The organism is Aeromicrobium sp. CF3.5 (assembly GCF_051262695.1).
Classification (GTDB): domain Bacteria; phylum Actinomycetota; class Actinomycetes; order Propionibacteriales; family Nocardioidaceae; genus Aeromicrobium.
The window spans coordinates 485,641-502,342 of record NZ_JBIMEZ010000001.1; the positions used below are offsets into that span (position 1 = coordinate 485,641).

Below are 16,702 nucleotides of genomic sequence, written 5' to 3' on the forward strand. Positions count from 1 at the left end.
GCGGTGATTCGCGGTTCACTGGCGGCATGAGCGACCACGAGCACCCGGGCGTGCGAGAGCTCGGCCTCGCGCGGCGGGCGGCCGCGTGCGCGGTCGTGCTCGTCCTGCTCGCGCAGGTGTCGTCGGGTCTCACGTCGCGGGTCGGCCTGTCCCTGACCTTCGTGCTGTGGCTGTTCGCGATCCTGGCCGGCACCCAGGCTGCGGTCGCCGCCGTCATCGGGGTGTGGCGACGTCGGCATTCCTGGCCCTGAGCCGTGCCTTCTTCTGCCGGTTGCCGCACGTGTTCATGTCGCACCAGCGGCGGGTGCGGCTCTGGCTGGTGTCGAGGAAGACGGCGCGGCAGGTGGGCGACGCGCACAGGGCCAGCCGCCCGTCACGCTCTCCGGCCACGAGGCTGATCGCGTCGGCGGCGACCACCCCGAGCGCGTCGTCGACGCACGACTGCGTGCCGAGTCGCCACTGGCGCTCGCCGTCGGCCGCCAGGAGGGCCGCTGCGGTTCCCCGGGCGCTGCAGTCGTTGACGACCCGGACGGCGGATGGCGGCTGACCGTCTCCGGTGGCGGCCGCCGTCGCGACGAGGTGGATCGCCTCCCGGAGCTCTCGGGCGAGGTCGAGCTGGGCAGCACTGCAGGAGCGCACGGCCAGTCCGTGCTCGCCCAGCCAATCGACCAGCCGCTGCCGGGTAGGAAGACGTTCCACCGGCGTGCCGTGACGCTCCGACAGCGTGCCGGTGAAGCTCGTGGCCAGCACGCCTCCCGGGCGGAAGTCCGGGAGTGTCTTTGGCATGGAACCACCTTAGCCGGTTGCCGTTTGCCTGACGTGCTGATAGAACCGTCTTAGCCGGTTCATACCTGAGGACCGCGCCGTCTGGGGGAATCCATGCTGTCCACCGGTCAGGTCGATGTCGCGGTATTGCCGGGGTTCATCGCCGTGATCGCGCTGTTCCTCGCCCCGCCCGGACCCGACATGGCGTACATGCTGGCCATCGGTCTGGACCGTGGCCGCCGATCTGCCCTGGCGGCGATCCTCGGCATAGGGACGGGCATGAGCGTGTACGCAGTCGCCGTGGTCGTCGGGGTCGGGCGGGCCGCCGAGTCGCAGCCGCTGCTGTTCGACGCCGTGAAGCTGGCGGGAGCGGCTTACCTGGTGTGGCTGGCGGTGCAGACCGTCGGCTCGGCGCGAGCCACTGCCGCCGGCCATGCTCCCCCGTCGACGGGACGTCCATATCTCCGGGGCGTGCTGGTCAGCCTGGCCAATCCCAAGGTGCTCCTGTTCTTCCTGTCCGTCCTCCCGCAGTTCCTGGGCGATGCCCAGAACCCTGCGCTGCAGCTGGCCATGCTGGGAGCAGTCAACGTGCTCACCGAGGTCGTCCTCTACGGGGCCATCGGGGTGCTGGCGGGCTCCCTCCACGAGCGGCTCAAGGGATCGCGGACGGCCGGCGCCGCGTTGGGCTACCTCGCAGGCACGGTCTACGTCGCGCTCGCGGTGGTCGTCCTGACGGACGTGCTGGCCGGGTCGGCCCTCGGCTAGACGTGGGCCTGCGGAACTGCCTCGCGCAGCCGTCGGTTGGCGACAGCGGCCAGCACCAGAGCGAATCCCCCGGCGAACACCGTGACCGCGAAGGCCGGACGGTGGCCGCCTGAATCGGCGAGCTGGCCGGCCACCGAGGCACCCAGGGCGTACCCGATGCCCGTGGCTCCCGCCAGCAACGTCATGGCGGTACCGACCCGCCGCACCGGCACGAGGATGCCGGCCAGTGCGAAGTTGCTGATCATGTACGGCGCCACCGCGAATCCCAGCAGGGCGATGACCGCGATCAGCGAGGTCAATGAGTCGACGGCGAGCAACGGCAGCGACAGGATCAGCAGGCCGGCCGCCGCGACCAGCATGCGTGTCGCGTAGAGGATCCGCTCGGGCAGTCCGGTGATCGCCAGACCCGCGATCACGCTGCCGATTCCGAGCACCGCATGGATCAGACCGGCGACACCGGCCTGCCCGGCAGCGGTCGCGAGCACCGTGGTGCCGGTCTGCACGCTGCCGAAGATCATGCCGACGCACATCTGCGCCAGGGCGAGCACGAAGAACGGCACGGTCCACATGGCTCCTCCCGACGACCCTTCGCCGATGACCGCGTTGCGAGCCACCAGGGCCGAGGTGGGATGCAGGGCGAACCACGTGCCGAACACGGCCAGCATCACCGCGGCCGCGACCAGTGCGCCGGCTGGTGCAGCCACCACGGCCAGCACGCCGATCAGCGCCGGGCCGAGCACGAACGAGGCCTCGTCGGCGGCACCCTCGTAGGAGAACGCCGCATCGATCAGACGCCGCTGGTCGCGCGCGTCGCGCGTGATCGGTCGCCACCGCACGCGCGCCAACGGACCGACCTGCGGGAGCGCCAGACCGGTGATGCCGGCAGCCGTGTAGATGAGCGCCAGCGAGGCGCCCGGTTCGGTCACCAGCACGATCGCGACGAGACCAGCGGCGCCGACCAGCGACTGGACGAGCACGACGGGTCGCTGCCCGATGCGGTCGGCCAACGCTCCGGCCAGAGGAGAGCCCAGTGCGTTGGCGACGGCCAGGATGCCCGCGGCCACTCCGCCCGCACCGTAACGACCTGTCGTCGAGCTGACGAGCACGAGCACGCCGAGCTGGCTCATGGCAAGCGGAATTCGCCCGAGGAAGGCTACAAAGATGTAGGCGGGCCCGACGATCCGCAACAACGCGCGGTAGGCGGCAACTGCTGACACTGCGGAGCACACTCTAGCGGGCCGATCCCCGTCCGTAGCATGGGAGCCATGCCATCGATCGAGGCCAGCGTGAGGCGGGCGCGGATCGCGACGTTCGGGTTCTTCGCGCTCAACGGCTACGTGCTGGGTCTGTGGGTCGTCAACATCCCCGAGATCCGTGACCGCACGGGAGCCAGCACCGAACAGCTGGGCTACCTGATCCTGCTGCTCGGCGGCGCGGCCCTGGTCGGCATGCAGGCCGCGGGACGACTGATCGACCGGTTCGGCAGCGGCGTGATCACCAGGTCGGCGTGCGTCGCACTGAGCCTGTCCCTCATCGGCCCGGCGTGGTCGACCAGTATTCCCGGACTGGCCGTTGCACTGGCCCTGGTCGGCCTCGCCAACGGGTTCGTCGACGTGGGTCAGAACTCGCACGCCGTGGAGGTCGAGACCGCCTACCAGCGTCCCATCATGAGTGCCTTCCACGCCATGTTCTCGCTCGGGGGACTGCTCGCGGCCGTCGTGGGCGGTAGCGCGATCGGGGCAGGCGTCGACCTGCGCTGGACCCTCGGGCTGAGCGCCGCTCTGGGGGCCGTGGCGAGCGTGGCTTTCGGACGTCACCTGATCGCGCCCTCCACGCGTGACGTCGTGGCATCGTCCTCGCCTGCCGACCCTGGCGGCAGGACCGGCTGGAGCCCGCGCGTCCTGCTGATCGCCGTGCTGGCCTTCGCGCTGTTCCTCAGCGAAGGAGTCGCCTACGACTGGAGCACCGTGCACCTGCACGACGTCCTCGACGCCGACAAGTCCGTCGCGGCGTGGGCCTTCGGCGCCTTCTCGGTCACGATGACGATCGTGCGGCTCGTGGCCGACCGCATCGTGGCGCGCATCGGCCCGGCGGCCTACGTGCAGCGCGCCGCACTCGTGGGTGCCGTGGGCCTGACCACGGCGACCCTGGCCCCCACCCCGTGGATCGCGATCGTCGGATGGGCCGTGTTCGGGGTCGGGCTGGCCGGGTGCGTCCCGCAGTTCTTCAGTGCCGCCGGGCGCATCGACCCGGCCAATGCGGGGCTGTACATGGCTCGCGTCACCAGCTTCGGCTACGTCGGCATGCTCGCCGGCCCGGCCCTCATCGGCATCGCGACCCGCTGGATCTCCCTCACCACCGCCTTCGCCCTGCCGATCGCCGGTTGCGTGCTCGCCGCCCTGCTGGCGCGGCGGGCCCTGTCCGAACCCGAGCGAGAGCTGGTCCCGTGAACCGTCCCCTGCACGACCTGATGGCGAGCGACTGGGCTGACGCCCTCGAGCCCGTCGCTGACGAGATCTCGGCGATGGGTGACTTTCTGCGCGCCGAGAACGAGGCCGGGCGCAGCTACCTGCCGGCCGCGGGCGACGTGCTGCGCGCGTTCGCCGAGCCGATGGCCGACGTGCGGGTGCTGATCGTGGGCCAGGATCCCTACCCCACTCCGGGGCACGCCATGGGTCTGTCGTTCTCCGTGCGTCCTGACGTCAGGCCGGTCCCCCGCAGCCTCGCCAACATCTACGCCGAGCTCGAGTCGGACCTGGGCATCGCGCCGGCGCCGCACGGCGACCTCACCGCGTGGGCCGAGCAGGGCGTCCTGCTGCTCAACCGGGTGCTCACCGTGCAGCCGCACGAGGCCAACAGTCACCGCGGGCGCGGCTGGGAGGCCGTCACCGCCCGGGCCATCGAGGCGCTCGTCGCGCGGCCTGCACCACTCGTCGCGATCCTGTGGGGCAAGCCGGCACAGACCCTCGTCCCGATGCTGGGCGACACTCCCACGATCATGTCCTCGCACCCCAGCCCGCTCTCGGCCCACCGAGGCTTCCTCGGGTCGAGACCCTTCAGCCGGACCAACGACGTCCTGGCCGCCCAAGGTGCGCAACCGGTCGACTGGCGGCTGACGACCTAGGCTGGCCCGATGAACGAGGAGCGAGTGCGCGACCGGGCCGTCGTGATCGATGACGCCGTCGGCGGCATGCAGCGCTGGGCCCTGCGCATCGTGATCATCGGTGCCGCGCTGTTCCTGGCGGGGTGGGTGATCGGTCAGCTGTGGGTGATCGTCTTCCCGGCCGCGATCGCGCTGGTCATCACCAGCCTGCTCCAGCCCCTGGCCAGCTGGCTGCGGGGCAAGGGCTGGCCTTCGGCGCTGGCTGCGGCCGTCGTGATGCTCGGCTTCATCGCCGCGGTCGTCGGCATCGTGGTGGCACTCACGCCGCAGGTGGCCGGACAGTCAAGCGCCATCGCCCAAGGAGCATCCGACGGCCTGCAGCAGGTGCGCGACTGGGTCACCGGCGGACCGTTGAACCTGTCCGAGGGGCAGATCACGCAGGCGATCTCGGCCGTGCAGGACCGGCTCCAGGACAGTGCGGCCGCCATCAGCGCGGGCGTGTTCAGCACGATCAGTGCCGCCACCTCGGTGATCATCAACTTCGTCGTGATCTTGCTGCTGACGTTCTACTTCGTCAAGGACGGTCACAAGTTCGGTCCCTGGGCCCGCACCCTCGGCGGCAAGCGCGCCGGCGAGCACGTGGGTGCCGTGATGGGCCGCTCATGGGGCACTCTCGGCGGCTTCATCCGCACCCAGACCCTGGTCTCGTTCATCGATGCGGTCATCATCGGCGCCGGACTGATCATCCTCGACGTGGAGCTGGCGATCCCGCTGGCCGTGCTGACCTTCTTCGGCGGTTACATCCCGATCGTCGGTGCCGTCATCAGCGGCCTCGTCGCCGTGCTCGTCACCCTGGTGACCAACAGTCCCCAGGATGCCCTGATCGCGCTGATCATCGTCATCGCCGTCCAGCAGCTGGAGGGAAACGTCCTGTCGCCGCTGCTGCAGGGCAAGAGCCTGAACCTGCACCCGGCCGTCGTGCTGCTCGGCGTCACCGCCGGCGGCACGCTGTTCGGCATCACCGGTGCCTTCCTCGCTGTGCCTGTCGTGGCAACAGCGGCCGAGGTCCTGCGCTACATCAACGAGCAGATCGACCACGCCGTGGGTCCGGGGGCTCCGCTCGAGGACTCACGCGCCGTCAGCCTCCTCGCCGACGACACCATCACCGCAGAGACGAGCCCACCGACCCGACCGGCCGAATCGTCGGACTGAGGAACCGCAGAAGGTCAGGACGGGGTGCCCGCCGCCTCCACCGCGGCGGCGACCTTCTGGTGCACCTCGGCGTGGAAGACGCTCGGGATGATGTAGTTCGGCCCCAGCTCGTCGGCGCTGACCGAGTCGGCGATGGCATCAGCGGCCGCCGTCAGCACGTCCATGCCGATGCCCCGGCTGCGGGAGTCCAGCAGCCCGCGGAAGATGCCGGGGAAGGCGAGCACGTTGTTGATCTGGTTGGGGTGGTCCGAGCGCCCGGTGGCCACGACCGCTGCGTGCCGTCGGGCGATGGCGGGCTCGATCTCCGGATCGGGGTTGGCCAGGGCGAACACGATGGCGTCGTCGGCCATCGACTCGACGTCGGAGGCGTCGATCAGGTTGGGGGCGGACACCCCCACGAAGACGTCGGCACCCGGCAGCGCGTCGCGCAGTCCACCCGTGACGTCGCGCGGGTTGGTGTGCTCGGCGGTCCAGACGAGCGACTCGTGCAGACCGGGCCGCCCGGTGCTCACGACGCCTGCCACGTCGCACACCACGACGTCAGTGGCTCCGGCGTGCAGCAGCACCTTGAGCACCGCCGTGCCGGCCGCACCGGCACCGACCAGGACGATGCGAGCCGTGGGCAGCTGCTTGCCGACGACCCGCAACGCGTTGCGCAGAGCCGCCAGCACCACGACCGCAGTGCCGTGCTGGTCGTCGTGGAAGACCGGGATGTCGAGGCGCTCACGCAGTCGCTGCTCGATCTCGAAGCATCGCGGCGCCGAGATGTCCTCCAGATTGATGCCGGCGAAGCCGGGCGAGATCGCGGCCACCGTCTCGATGATCTGCTCGACGTCCTGGGTGTCCAGGCACAGCGGCCACGCGTCGATGCCGGCGAAGGACTTGAACAGCGCCGCCTTGCCCTCCATCACGGGCAGCGCAGCCTTGGGGCCGATGTTGCCCAGGCCCAGCACGGCCGAGCCGTCGGTGACGACCGCGACGCTGTTGCGCTTGATCGTGAGGCGACGGGCGTCCTCGGGATCCTCGACGATCGCCTGACAGATACGGGCGACGCCCGGCGTGTAGACCATCGAGAGGTCGTCGCGGTTGCGCAGGGCGTGCTTGGACTTGGTCTCGATGACGCCGCCGAGGTGCATCAAGAAGGTGCGGTCGGAGACCTTGGACACCTCGATGTCGTCGATGGCCTTCAGCGCATCGACGAGGCGCCCCGCGTGCTCGGGTCCGGACGAGGAGATCGTCAGGTCGACCTGCAGCACGTCGTGCGAGGAGGAGGAGACGTCGAGGGCGGTGACCTGTCCCCCGGCCTGCTCCACGGCGGTGGTCAGGTCACTGACCGGACTGGCTGCTGGCAGCATCAGCCGCACGACGATCGAGTTTGAAATGCTCACACTGGTCATGAGTCGAAGCCTAGGCCCACCCGATCCAGCGTCTTCAGCAACAGGTTGCGACGCCCCTCACGATGGTCGGCGCGGTCCAGCGACCACGTGGTCGCCTTGATGCCGATCGCGGCGACGGGTTCGGGTGGGAACGGCAGCGGCTTCTTTCGCACCATCTCCAGCGCGGTGCGTTCGGTGGCATGCCCCTCGAGCCGGTCGAGCATCACCTCGGCGGCGAAGCGGGTGGCCGCCACGCCGAGCCCGGTGAATCCGGCGGCGTAGGCCACGCGGCCGCGCCGGGCCAGGCCGTGGAAGGCGCAGAACTGGGTCGAGGTGTCGATGGGACCGGCCCACCGGTGGCTGAACCCCAGGCCCTCGAGCTGGGGAAAGGTCGTCAAGAAGTGGCTCGCGAGACGCCGGTAGGACTCGTCGCGGTCCTCGTACTCGGGGCGCACCTTGCGGCCCGCGTGATAGATCGCGTCATACCCGCCGTAGAGAATGCGACCGTCCTGCGTCAGGCGCGAGTAGTGGAACTGGTTGGCCAGGTCGGCGACGCCCTGGCGGTTGCGCCAGCCGATGGCGTCGCGCTGCTGCGCGTTCATCGGTTCGCTCATCAGCACGTAGTCGTACACCGGCACCGTCGAGAGCCGCGCACGGCGCAGCAGCGGCCGAAAGACGTTGGTGGCCAGTGCGACCCGCGCACTGCGCACCGAGCCTCGGGCCGTGCGCACCGTGACCGCACCGGACAACCCGGAGTCCAGATCGGTGACGGCCGAGTGCTCGTGGATCTGGACTCCCAGCTCCTCGGCGACGCGAGCGAGCTCGTGCACGAGGCGCATGGGATGAACCAGAGCGCAGTCGTCCTTCGACCAGAGTCCGGCGCGGAAGATGGGGCTGTCGATCTCAGCGCGCACGGCCGCCTCGTCGAGGAACTCGCCCCCTGCCTCGTCCTGGGCTGCCTCGTCACGCAGCCACTGCACCTGGTGCGGTTCGTAGGCGACCGACAGCGTGCCGGTGCGCTCGAACTGGCAGTCCAGGGACAAGTCGCGGACGTCACGCTCGATCGCGTCGAGATTCTCCAGGCCGAGTCGCTCGAGCGTCTCGTACTCCTCGGGCCATCGACTCAGACCGTTCTCGGCACCGTGGGTGATGCTCGCCTCCGCGAAGCCGCCATTGCGCCCCGACGCCGCCCACCCGACGGACTCGGCCTCGAGCAGCACGACGCGCGCCGACGGATCCCGTCGTTTCGCGAGCACCGCGGTCCACAGTCCGCAGTAGCCGCCACCGACGATCGTGAGGTCGGCGTCGACCTGCCCCTCGAGCACCGGACGGGCGACTCCCGGGGCGTCGTCGAGCCAGAACACCCGGTGCTCGGACGGAGCCAGCGAGGCCGTGATCTGCGCAGTGATGGGTGGCTGCCGCTCGAACACCGTGGTGTGACGTCCCATGGGGTCAGCCTCGCAGGTCTGCCCGCTCACGTCCGTCGAAGATCGGGGCTGCGAGTGCCTCGTCGTACTCGCGGCGCAGCTGCTGCACCAGCTCGGCGGTGCTCTGGCGCCGGTCGAGGGCTCCGATGCCCTGGCCCGATCCCCAGATGTCGCGCCACGCCTTGGCATCGGAGCTGCCGCCGGAGCCGAAGTTCATCGCCGACGGGTCCGAGACGGGCAGGTTGTCGGGGTCGAGGCCCGAGGCCTCGATGCTGCCGCGCAGGTAGTTGCCGTGCACGCCGGTGAACAGGTTGCTGTAGACGATGTCGGACGAGGCGCTGTCCACCAGCATCTGCTTGTAGGCGTCGTCGTTGTTGGCCTCGTGGGTCGACATGAACGCCGAGCCGACGTAGGCCATGTCGGCGCCGGCGACCTGCGCGGCGAGGATCGAGGCGCCGTGCGCGATGGCTCCGGACAGCAGCAGTGGGCCGTCGAACCACCGACGGATCTCGCGCAGCAGGGCGAACGGCGACGTGACGCCCGCGTGTCCGCCGGCCCCGGCCGCGACGGCGATGAGGCCGTCGGCGCCCTTCTCGATCGCCTTGTGCGCGAAGCGATCGCTGATCACGTCGTGCAGCACGATGCCGCCGTAGGAGTGGATCGCATCGTTGATCTCGGGGCGCGCGCCCAGCGACGTGATGACGATGGGGACCTGGTGGTCCACACACATCTGCACGTCCGCCTCCAGGCGGTCGTTGGACTTGTGCACGATCTGGTTGACCGCGAAGGGCGCCACCGGCTGGTCGGGGTGGTGCGCCGCGAAGGAGAGATTCTCCTCGGTGATGCGGTGCAGCCAGTCGTCCAGGAGGGCCGCAGGTCGGGCGTTCAGCGCCGGGAACGAACCGATGACGCCGGCCGTGCACTGGGCGATGACCAGCTCGGGACCGGACACGATGAACAGGGGCGAGGCCACGACGGGCAGCGCCATGGGACGGGTCAGGATGTCGGGCAGTGTCACGGGTGATCTCCTCATAGTGTGCAACTAGTTGCACACTAGCAGCGAGCGCGACGCAGCCTTCAGACTCGCCCCACCGGGTCGTTCGGCGTGCCGAAGCGGTGTGCCGTGATGCTGACGGCCTGCTCGACGAGGAACGGCAGCAGCTCGACGCGGCCCGCCTCGAGGACAGGCTGCGTGTAGGCGGCCAGGTCGGGACGGCCCTGCACACCGGCGGCGAACTCCGCACCCGTCATGCCCAGAACCCGGGCCCGACGCAGACCCGAGGCCTCGAAGCGCTCGAACCAGGCAGCGTCCGCCTCGACGCTGACCGTCAGGCCGAGCGCTGTCAGACCCGTGCGCAGCTCGCCGCCCGGGTCGGTCTCGAAGGAGATCCATGGCGCAGCGCCGGCGACGAGACCCGCCGCCGCGATGCGCAAGCTCTGCGCCAGCGGGACGTCCGCCTGGACACGGATGCCGGTCTGTGTCGCCCGGTACCGGAACACGTTGCGCTCCACGCTCAACCCGGACTCGTCGGTGGAGCGCGAGAACTCCTCGGTCCAGGCGAGTGCATCGCTGCGCAGCGACCGGTCGAGCACCTCCAGACCGCCCTCGTCGAGGGCGTGGTCACGTGCGAGGCGCTGCACTCCGAGTGCCGACGCACCGAGGTCCGCACCGGCGGTCGCCGGAGCAGACGCCCAGTCCACGAGCCCCATCAGGTAGTTCGGGCCGCCCGCCTTGGTGCCCGGGCCGACGGCCGACTTCTTCCAGCCGCCGAAAGGCTGGCGGCGCACGATGGCGCCGGTGATGCCGCGGTTGACGTAGAGGTTGCCGGCCTGCACGGTGTCCAGCCAGGTCTCGATCTCGTCGGCGTCGAGCGAGTGGATGCCTGCGGTGAGGCCGTAGTCGACCTCGTTCTGCAGGACCATCGCCTCCTCCAGCGAGGCGGCGTGCATGATGCCGAGCACAGGACCGAAGTACTCCACGAGGTGGAACTGCGACCCCCGCGCCACACCGGCCTTGACGCCGGGACTCCACAGCTGGCCGTCGTCGTCGAGTCGGGTGGGCTCGACGACCCAGCGCTCGCCGGGTGCCAGCACCGTCAACGCGTCGAGCAGCTTGCCCTCCGCAGGTGCGATCAGCGGCCCCATCTGGGTGGCTGGATCGGACGGACGGCCGACGGTCAACGACTGCACCGCGTCGACCAGCTGGTCGTTGAAACGTCGCGACTCGGCCACCGAGCCGACCAGGATGACCAGGGATGCGGCCGAGCACTTCTGCCCGGCGTGTCCGAAGGCAGAGGAGGCCACGTCCTTGGCCGCCAGGTCCAGGTCGGCGCTGGGCGTCACGATGATCGCGTTCTTGCCACTGGTCTCGGCCAGCAGGGGCAGGTCGGTGCGGAAGGAGCGGAACAGCTCGGCGGTCTCGTAGGCGCCGGTCAGGATCAGTCGGTCGATCCGTGGGTCGCCGACCAGCTGCTGCCCGAGCTCGGACTCGCTGAGCTGCACCATCGCCAGCACCTCGCGCGGGACGCCAGCGGCCCACAGGGCCTCGACCATCACCGCACCGCAGCGGCGCGCCTCCGCGGCCGGCTTGATGATCACGGCGCTGCCCGCAGCGAGTGCTGCGAGGGTGGATCCGGCCGGGATGGCCACCGGGAAGTTCCACGGCGGCGTGACCACCGTGAGCTTCACGGGCACGGCCACCGCACCGTCGACGAGCTCGAGGTCCACTGCGCCCTGGGCGTAGAAGTTGGCGAAGTCGATGGCCTCGGAGATCTCCGGATCGGACTGGTCGAGAGTCTTGCCGCACTCGCTGCCCATCACCTCGGCCAGCTCGCCGCGGCGGCGCTCCAGCTCCACGGCTGCGCACCGCAGGACGGCAGCGCGCTCGGCACCGGACCGCTGGGCCCACGACGTCGCCGCAGCGTGGGTGCCCGAGATCAGCACCTCCAACTCTTCTCGGGTCGTGACGTTGCAGTCGGCGGCGGCCTGCTCGCCCACCTGCGAGGTGTCGATGCGCTCCAGGAGCCCGCGTCCCCACGCACGGTTGCCGGGCAGCGAGGGATCGGTGTCGGCGATGTTCTCGAACCCAGTCATGGGGCTCTCGTCGATCGGGGCCCGGCGATCCTGGCGGCGGTTCGGCAGCGGCACCTCGGTGTCGAGGTCGGCCAGCGACGCCATGAAGCGCGCTCGCTCACGCTCCAGCAGGCGGTCGTTCGAGGTCAGCTCGAAGACCGCCGACATGAAGTTGTCGGCGCTCGCGCCCTCCTCGAGCCGGCGGATCAGGTACGCGATGGCCACGTCGAACTCCCGCGGGTGCACGACCGGCGTGTACAGCAGCAGCCCACCGACCGTGTCGCGCACCGCAGCGGCCTGCTCCTGGGCCATGCCGAGCAACATCTCAAACTCGAGGCCGTCGCGCACGCCCCGGCGCCCGGCCAGCACCCACGCGAACGCGATGTCGAACAGGTTGTGGCCGGCGACACCGACGCGCACGTTCTCGATCCGCTCGGCGTCGAAGGCGTAGTTCAGCACCCGCTTGTAGTGGGTGTCCGAGGCCTGCTTGCTGGACCACGTCGCCAGCGGCCAGTCGTGCAGCTCGGCCTCGACCCGCTCCATGGGCAGGTTGGCCCCCTTGACCACCCGCACCTTGATCGCGGCGCCACCGTCGGCGCGACGGGCGGCCGCCCACGTCTGCAGGCGGATCATCGCGGCGAGGGAGTCCGGCAGGTAGGCCTGCAGGACGATGCCCGCCTCGAGGTCGTTCAGCTCGGGTCGGTCGAGGATCCGCATGAACACGGCCATCGTCAGGTCGAGGTCGCGGTACTCCTCCATGTCGAGGTTGATGAACGTGCGCTTCGGCGAGGACGCAGCCAGCTGGTACAGCGGGGTGAGCGTGTCGATGATGTGCTCGACGGCCTCGTCGAAGGCCCACACCGAGTGCGGTCCGATGACCGAGGACACCTTGATCGAGACGTAGTCGATGTCGTCGCGGGCGAGCAGCGTGCGCGTGCCCTCGAGGCGGCGTGCGGCCTCGCGCTCGCCGAGCACGGCCTCTCCCAGGAGGTTGACGTTCAGCCGGGTCCCGTCCTTGCGGATTCGTCCGACGGCGCGACCCAGCTGCGCCTCGCGGGCATCGATCACCAGATGACCCACCATGTGGCGCAGCACGCGACGCGCCACCGGGATCACGACACCCGGCACGAAGCGGCCGGCGAACGCGCCGAGCCGCAGCGCACCGCGCAGGTGCCACGGGATGAAGGCCGGGATGTCCCGGGCCAGCGCAGCCAGCGCACGGGCCGCGACGCGGACGTCCTCGGGCCGGATCACGCCGTCGACGAACCCGACCGTGAAGGGCAGGCCCTTCGGGTCCTTCAGCAGGCCCGCGAGGCGGGCAGCGGAGGCGTCGACCGGCACGTCGGCCGACGCCGCCAGCCACGCGCGCACCTGCTCCAGCACCGGGTCCTCGATGCCGTCGAGATCGTGGTCGGCGTGGGTCGATGCAGCAGGGGTGTTCGGTGACACGGTGGGTGGCCTCCAGCGGTGCGGAACGGGGAACTCACCCTGAGTATGGAACCGCAAATACGGTAAGGTAAAGCAATGTTTTCTGACTGATGATCATCAGCAAATCTGAGGAATTGTCATGCTGAACCTCGCCCGCCTGCAGATCCTCTTCGAGCTGCGTCAGCGCGGCACCCTGGCCGAGGTCGCCGAGGCCCTGCACCTGAGTCCGTCCGCGGTCTCCCAGCAGCTGTCGACCTTGGAACGGGAGACCGGGACCCAGCTGTTGCGCAAGAGCGGCCGCCGAGTCACCCTCACGCCGGAGGCCCATGTCTTGTGCGAGCACACCGACGAGATCCTGCGCACGGTCGAGGCTGCCGAGTCGGACCTGGCCACGGTGTCCGAGGAGATCAGCGGGACCGTCCGGATGGCGGCCTTCCAGTCCGTGGTCCTGTCGCTGATGCCCGCCATGCTGACCACGTTGCGGGCCGCACATCCGCAGCTGCGGGTGACGCTGACCCAGCACGAGCCCGAGGACGCGCTGGAGCGCACGTGGATGCGCGACTTCGACCTGGTCGTCGCCGAGCAGTACCCGCACCACGCGGCTCCACACCACGACGGCCTGGACCGCGAGGAGCTGATGCGCGACCCGATCCGACTGGCGGTTCCGCCCACCTCACGCGATCCGGCCTGGAGCGACGTGGGCTCGCTGTTGGACGTGCGCGACGCACCGTGGGTCATGGAGCCGGCCGGCGCAGCGTCGCGGCACTGGGCACTGCAGGCGTGTCGCCAGGCCGGGTTCGAGCCCGACATTCGGTTCGAGACCGCGGACCTGCACGCGCACCTCGCGCTGATCGAGGCCGGCCAGGCCGTGGCACTGATGCCCGACCTGATGCGGTCAGAAGCCCGCCACACCGTCCGCTACATCGACCTGCCCGACCGGCCGGAGCGCACCATCTTCACGTCGGTCCGACGCGGCGCGCAGGCACGTCCGGCCATCAGCGCCTGCCGGGCCGCCCTGGTGACGGTCAGCGTCAGACGATGTTGAGCTCGGGGCGCGGCGAGGCGGCCGCGAAGCGGTCCGCGGCAAGGCTGCTCACGTCGATCGACGGGGCCTCGCCCAGGTAGAGGTCGCAGATGATCTCGCCCACGGCCGGCCCCATCAGGAATCCGTGGCCGGAGAATCCCGTCGCGTACAGAAATCGCGAGACCTCCCCGGACTCGCCGATCAGCGCGTTGTGATCGGGCGTCATCTCGTACAGACCCGCCCAGCCCGACTGGATGCCGACATCACCCAGACTCGGCAGCCGTCGTTCCATCGCACCTGCGAGCGTCTCGAGCCATTCGGACGACCGGGAGAGGTCGAACCCCCAGGCGTCCGACTCCTCAGCCATGCCCAGGAGCAGTCCCTCCCCCTCGCGATGGAAGTAGAACGAGCTCGAGAAGTCGACCGTGAACGGCGTGCGGGGGTCGATGCCAGCGATCGGCTCGGTGATCGCGACCTGGCGACGCAGCGGGCTGACCGGCAGGTCGACGCCGGCGGACCGGGCGATGTCGCGCGACCAGGCACCGGCAGCGCAGATCACGACCGAGGTGTCGAGGGTGCCCGTCGAGGTGTGCACGCCCGTGATGACGCCGTCCTCGGTCGCGATGCCGGTGACCTCGCATCCCGTCAGGATCTGCACCCCGTGGCGTCGAGCCGCGGTCGCGTACCCGAGCACCACGGACTCCGGAGTGCAGTGGCCGTCGCGCGGCGACCACACCGCGGAGCGGATACCAGTGGTGTCGATCAGGGGCGAGAGTCGCTTCGCCTCCTCGGGACCGATCATCCGGCTCGGCACGCCGAAGGAGTTCTGCAGCTCGACGGCTCCGGCCAGGGCCGCCTCGTGATCCGCGTCGTCGATCAGGAACAGGTAGCCGACCTGGTGCAGGTCGATCTCGGTGTCCATCTCGATGCCGAACCGCTCGAACATCTCCAGGCTGCGCAAGCCGATCGCGATGTTGACCCTGTCCGAGAACAGCGATCGCACTCCCCCAGCCGCCTTGCACGTCGAGCCTTCGCCGAGCGCACCTCGCTCCACCAGCACCACGTCCTCGACCCCCGCCCGGGCCAGATGTTGGGCCGTACTCAGGCCCATGACCCCGCCACCGATGATGACGACCGCGGCACGATCGGGCTGCGGTGCGGACATGGTCACCCTCCGATCCCTCATCATTGCACCGATCGGATGGGGCGGAGGAGAACAGCGCCGACCAAGCATCCGGCGAACGCCACGATGAAGACCGGGGAGAAGCCGAGTCCGGCTCCGACGATCGAGGCACCGACGAGCGGACCGGCGACCTGGCCCGCGTTGTTCGCCAGGGACAGGAGACCGAGGTCGCGGCCGCGAGTCTCCTCCGACGGCAACACCTGAGCCTGGAGTGCCGCATCGACCGAGAAGAACATGCCAAGACCCACTCCGCTGATGCCTGTCGAGATCAGGATCGCCCAGGGCTCGGCCGCGAGGATCGGGAAGAGGTTCCCGAACCCGATGATGATCGCGGCGATCGCGGTCACGAGCTTGCGTCGGCCGAGCCGGTCCGACAGCGGCCCGCCGAGGACCACGCCGAGGAGGGATCCGACCAGATTGATGATCGCGGCCGACCCGATGATCGCCGCAGACTCCGCCTTCGTCATCCCCACGTAATCGGTCAGGATGAACAGCTGGAAGCCGTTGACCACGTAGAAGCCGAAGATGACCAGGAGCCGAGCGGAGAATGCCCAGTAGTAGTCGGGAGCCCGACGCGGGAAGGTGAAGGTCGCTCGGAGGTCAAGACCCTTGCCTGCGGGTGGGAGGTCGAGGCTCGACTCGTCGGGAGCCAGCAGCTGGAACACCGGCAGGAGAACCAGCGGGATCACCGCCAGTGCCAAGAATCCGGGCCAGACGGTGACGGTGAAGGGCGCCGCGACGAGGGCGCCGAGCGTCATGCCGAGCAACAGGCCAGCACCTTGGGCGGCCGACGCCGTCCCTTTGCGCTCGTCGGGGACGCGGTCGGGGATGATCGCCAACGTCGCAGCCGCCGTCGCGCTCAGGGCAGCGTTCAGGGTGAGGAATCCCGCCGTCAGGACCAGCACGGAGTCGGCGGTGGCCATCAGTGCGGTCGACGCCGCACACACCAGCATGCCGCCGAGGATCCACCCGTTGCGGCGCCCCAGGCGGCTGCGCGTCCGGTCCGACACGGCGCCCACGATGACCGACGCGGGGAAGGAGACGATCGCCGCCGCCGCGGTCAGGATGGCCAGCAGCGTGATCTTGTGCGGCGCGTCGAGCTGCTCCAGACGGGAGGGGACCAGCACGATCGTGGCTCCGCCGAACGGGGCGAACACGGCCACGGTCGCGGTGAACAGCCCCCAACCGACCCGCTTCAGACCCACCGGCTGGGGCGGGTGTCCTGCGACCGATCCACTCGCTGCTCGACGCACCCGGTACTCCGCTCTCCCGCCCCGAGCGACGACTGTCGTCGCAGGGGAGAAACCTAACTTGGACATCCGACCAGGTCAAGTGACCAGTTGCCTG

General features: G+C 69.9%; 14 protein-coding genes. 6 read left to right on the forward strand and 8 right to left on the reverse strand.

The window, feature by feature from the left end:
* The first annotated feature begins 26 nt into the window (after positions 1–26).
* The gene (locus tag ACHAA3_RS02460; RefSeq protein WP_435707348.1) at positions 27–251 is read left to right on the forward strand and encodes a hypothetical protein; all 225 of its coding nucleotides are present in this window, start codon (positions 27–29) and stop codon (positions 249–251) included.
* On the opposite strand, the gene ACHAA3_RS02465 is transcribed toward ACHAA3_RS02460, so the two are convergent.
* Entirely contained in the window at positions 214–786 is a 573-nt protein-coding gene (locus ACHAA3_RS02465) for a CGNR zinc finger domain-containing protein (RefSeq protein ID WP_435707349.1), read from the reverse strand. The genes ACHAA3_RS02460 and ACHAA3_RS02465 overlap by 38 nt on opposite strands.
* Positions 787–879: 93 nt before the next feature.
* Here ACHAA3_RS02465 and ACHAA3_RS02470 point away from each other — a divergent pair, with 93 nt between their 5' ends.
* A complete protein-coding gene (locus tag ACHAA3_RS02470; RefSeq protein WP_435707350.1) occupies positions 880–1,530 on the forward strand; it encodes a LysE family translocator in 651 nt (216 codons plus the stop codon).
* Here ACHAA3_RS02470 and ACHAA3_RS02475 read toward each other — a convergent pair.
* Complete coding sequence (locus ACHAA3_RS02475) at positions 1,527–2,747, reverse strand: MFS transporter (protein ID WP_435707351.1); 1,221 nt, start codon at positions 2,745–2,747, stop codon at positions 1,527–1,529. The two genes, ACHAA3_RS02470 and ACHAA3_RS02475, sit on opposite strands and share 4 nt — an antisense overlap.
* Before the next feature lie 48 nt (positions 2,748–2,795).
* On the opposite strand from ACHAA3_RS02475, the gene ACHAA3_RS02480 reads away from it, so the two are divergent.
* From ACHAA3_RS02480 to ACHAA3_RS02490, 3 genes are read left to right on the forward strand one after another with little or no spacing between them, the layout of a single operon-like run.
* Entirely contained in the window at positions 2,796–3,980 is a 1,185-nt protein-coding gene (locus tag ACHAA3_RS02480) for an MFS transporter (RefSeq protein WP_435707352.1), read from the forward strand.
* Positions 3,977–4,654: a uracil-DNA glycosylase gene (locus tag ACHAA3_RS02485; RefSeq protein ID WP_435707353.1), complete on the forward strand. Its 678-nt coding sequence runs from the start codon at positions 3,977–3,979 to the stop codon at positions 4,652–4,654. The genes ACHAA3_RS02480 and ACHAA3_RS02485 overlap by 4 nt, the downstream gene beginning before the upstream one ends.
* 9 nt (positions 4,655–4,663) lie before the next feature.
* The gene (locus ACHAA3_RS02490; protein WP_435707354.1) at positions 4,664–5,845 is read left to right on the forward strand and encodes an AI-2E family transporter; all 1,182 of its coding nucleotides are present in this window, start codon (positions 4,664–4,666) and stop codon (positions 5,843–5,845) included.
* A gap of 14 nt (positions 5,846–5,859) precedes the next feature.
* On the opposite strand, the gene ACHAA3_RS02495 is transcribed toward ACHAA3_RS02490, so the two are convergent.
* Genes ACHAA3_RS02495 through ACHAA3_RS02510 form a run of 4 tightly spaced genes read right to left on the reverse strand, consistent with a single transcriptional unit; the run spans position 5,860 to position 13,169 of the window.
* On the reverse strand, positions 5,860–7,242 hold the full coding sequence (locus ACHAA3_RS02495) for an NAD-dependent malic enzyme (RefSeq protein WP_435707355.1): 1,383 nt from the start codon (positions 7,240–7,242) through the stop codon (positions 5,860–5,862).
* Entirely contained in the window at positions 7,239–8,669 is a 1,431-nt protein-coding gene (locus ACHAA3_RS02500; RefSeq protein WP_435707356.1) for an NAD(P)/FAD-dependent oxidoreductase, read from the reverse strand. The genes ACHAA3_RS02495 and ACHAA3_RS02500 overlap by 4 nt, the downstream gene beginning before the upstream one ends.
* 4 nt (positions 8,670–8,673) lie before the next feature.
* On the reverse strand, positions 8,674–9,666 hold the full coding sequence (locus ACHAA3_RS02505; RefSeq protein ID WP_435707357.1) for an NAD(P)H-dependent flavin oxidoreductase: 993 nt from the start codon (positions 9,664–9,666) through the stop codon (positions 8,674–8,676).
* A gap of 59 nt (positions 9,667–9,725) precedes the next feature.
* Positions 9,726–13,169 carry a bifunctional proline dehydrogenase/L-glutamate gamma-semialdehyde dehydrogenase gene (locus ACHAA3_RS02510; RefSeq protein WP_435707358.1) on the reverse strand — a complete coding sequence of 1,148 codons (3,444 nt, stop codon included), beginning with the start codon at positions 13,167–13,169 and terminating at the stop codon, positions 9,726–9,728.
* A gap of 118 nt (positions 13,170–13,287) precedes the next feature.
* Here ACHAA3_RS02510 and ACHAA3_RS02515 point away from each other — a divergent pair, with 118 nt between their 5' ends.
* Positions 13,288–14,193, forward strand: a complete 906-nt coding sequence (locus ACHAA3_RS02515) for a LysR substrate-binding domain-containing protein (RefSeq protein ID WP_435707359.1) — start codon at positions 13,288–13,290, stop codon at positions 14,191–14,193.
* Here ACHAA3_RS02515 and ACHAA3_RS02520 read toward each other — a convergent pair.
* Positions 14,180–15,337 (reverse strand): NAD(P)/FAD-dependent oxidoreductase, encoded by a 1,158-nt coding sequence (locus tag ACHAA3_RS02520; protein WP_435707360.1) that lies wholly within the window; start codon positions 15,335–15,337, stop codon positions 14,180–14,182. The two genes, ACHAA3_RS02515 and ACHAA3_RS02520, sit on opposite strands and share 14 nt — an antisense overlap.
* A gap of 20 nt (positions 15,338–15,357) precedes the next feature.
* Complete coding sequence (locus ACHAA3_RS02525) at positions 15,358–16,608, reverse strand: MFS transporter (RefSeq protein ID WP_435707361.1); 1,251 nt, start codon at positions 16,606–16,608, stop codon at positions 15,358–15,360.
* Positions 16,609–16,702 lie beyond the last annotated feature (94 nt).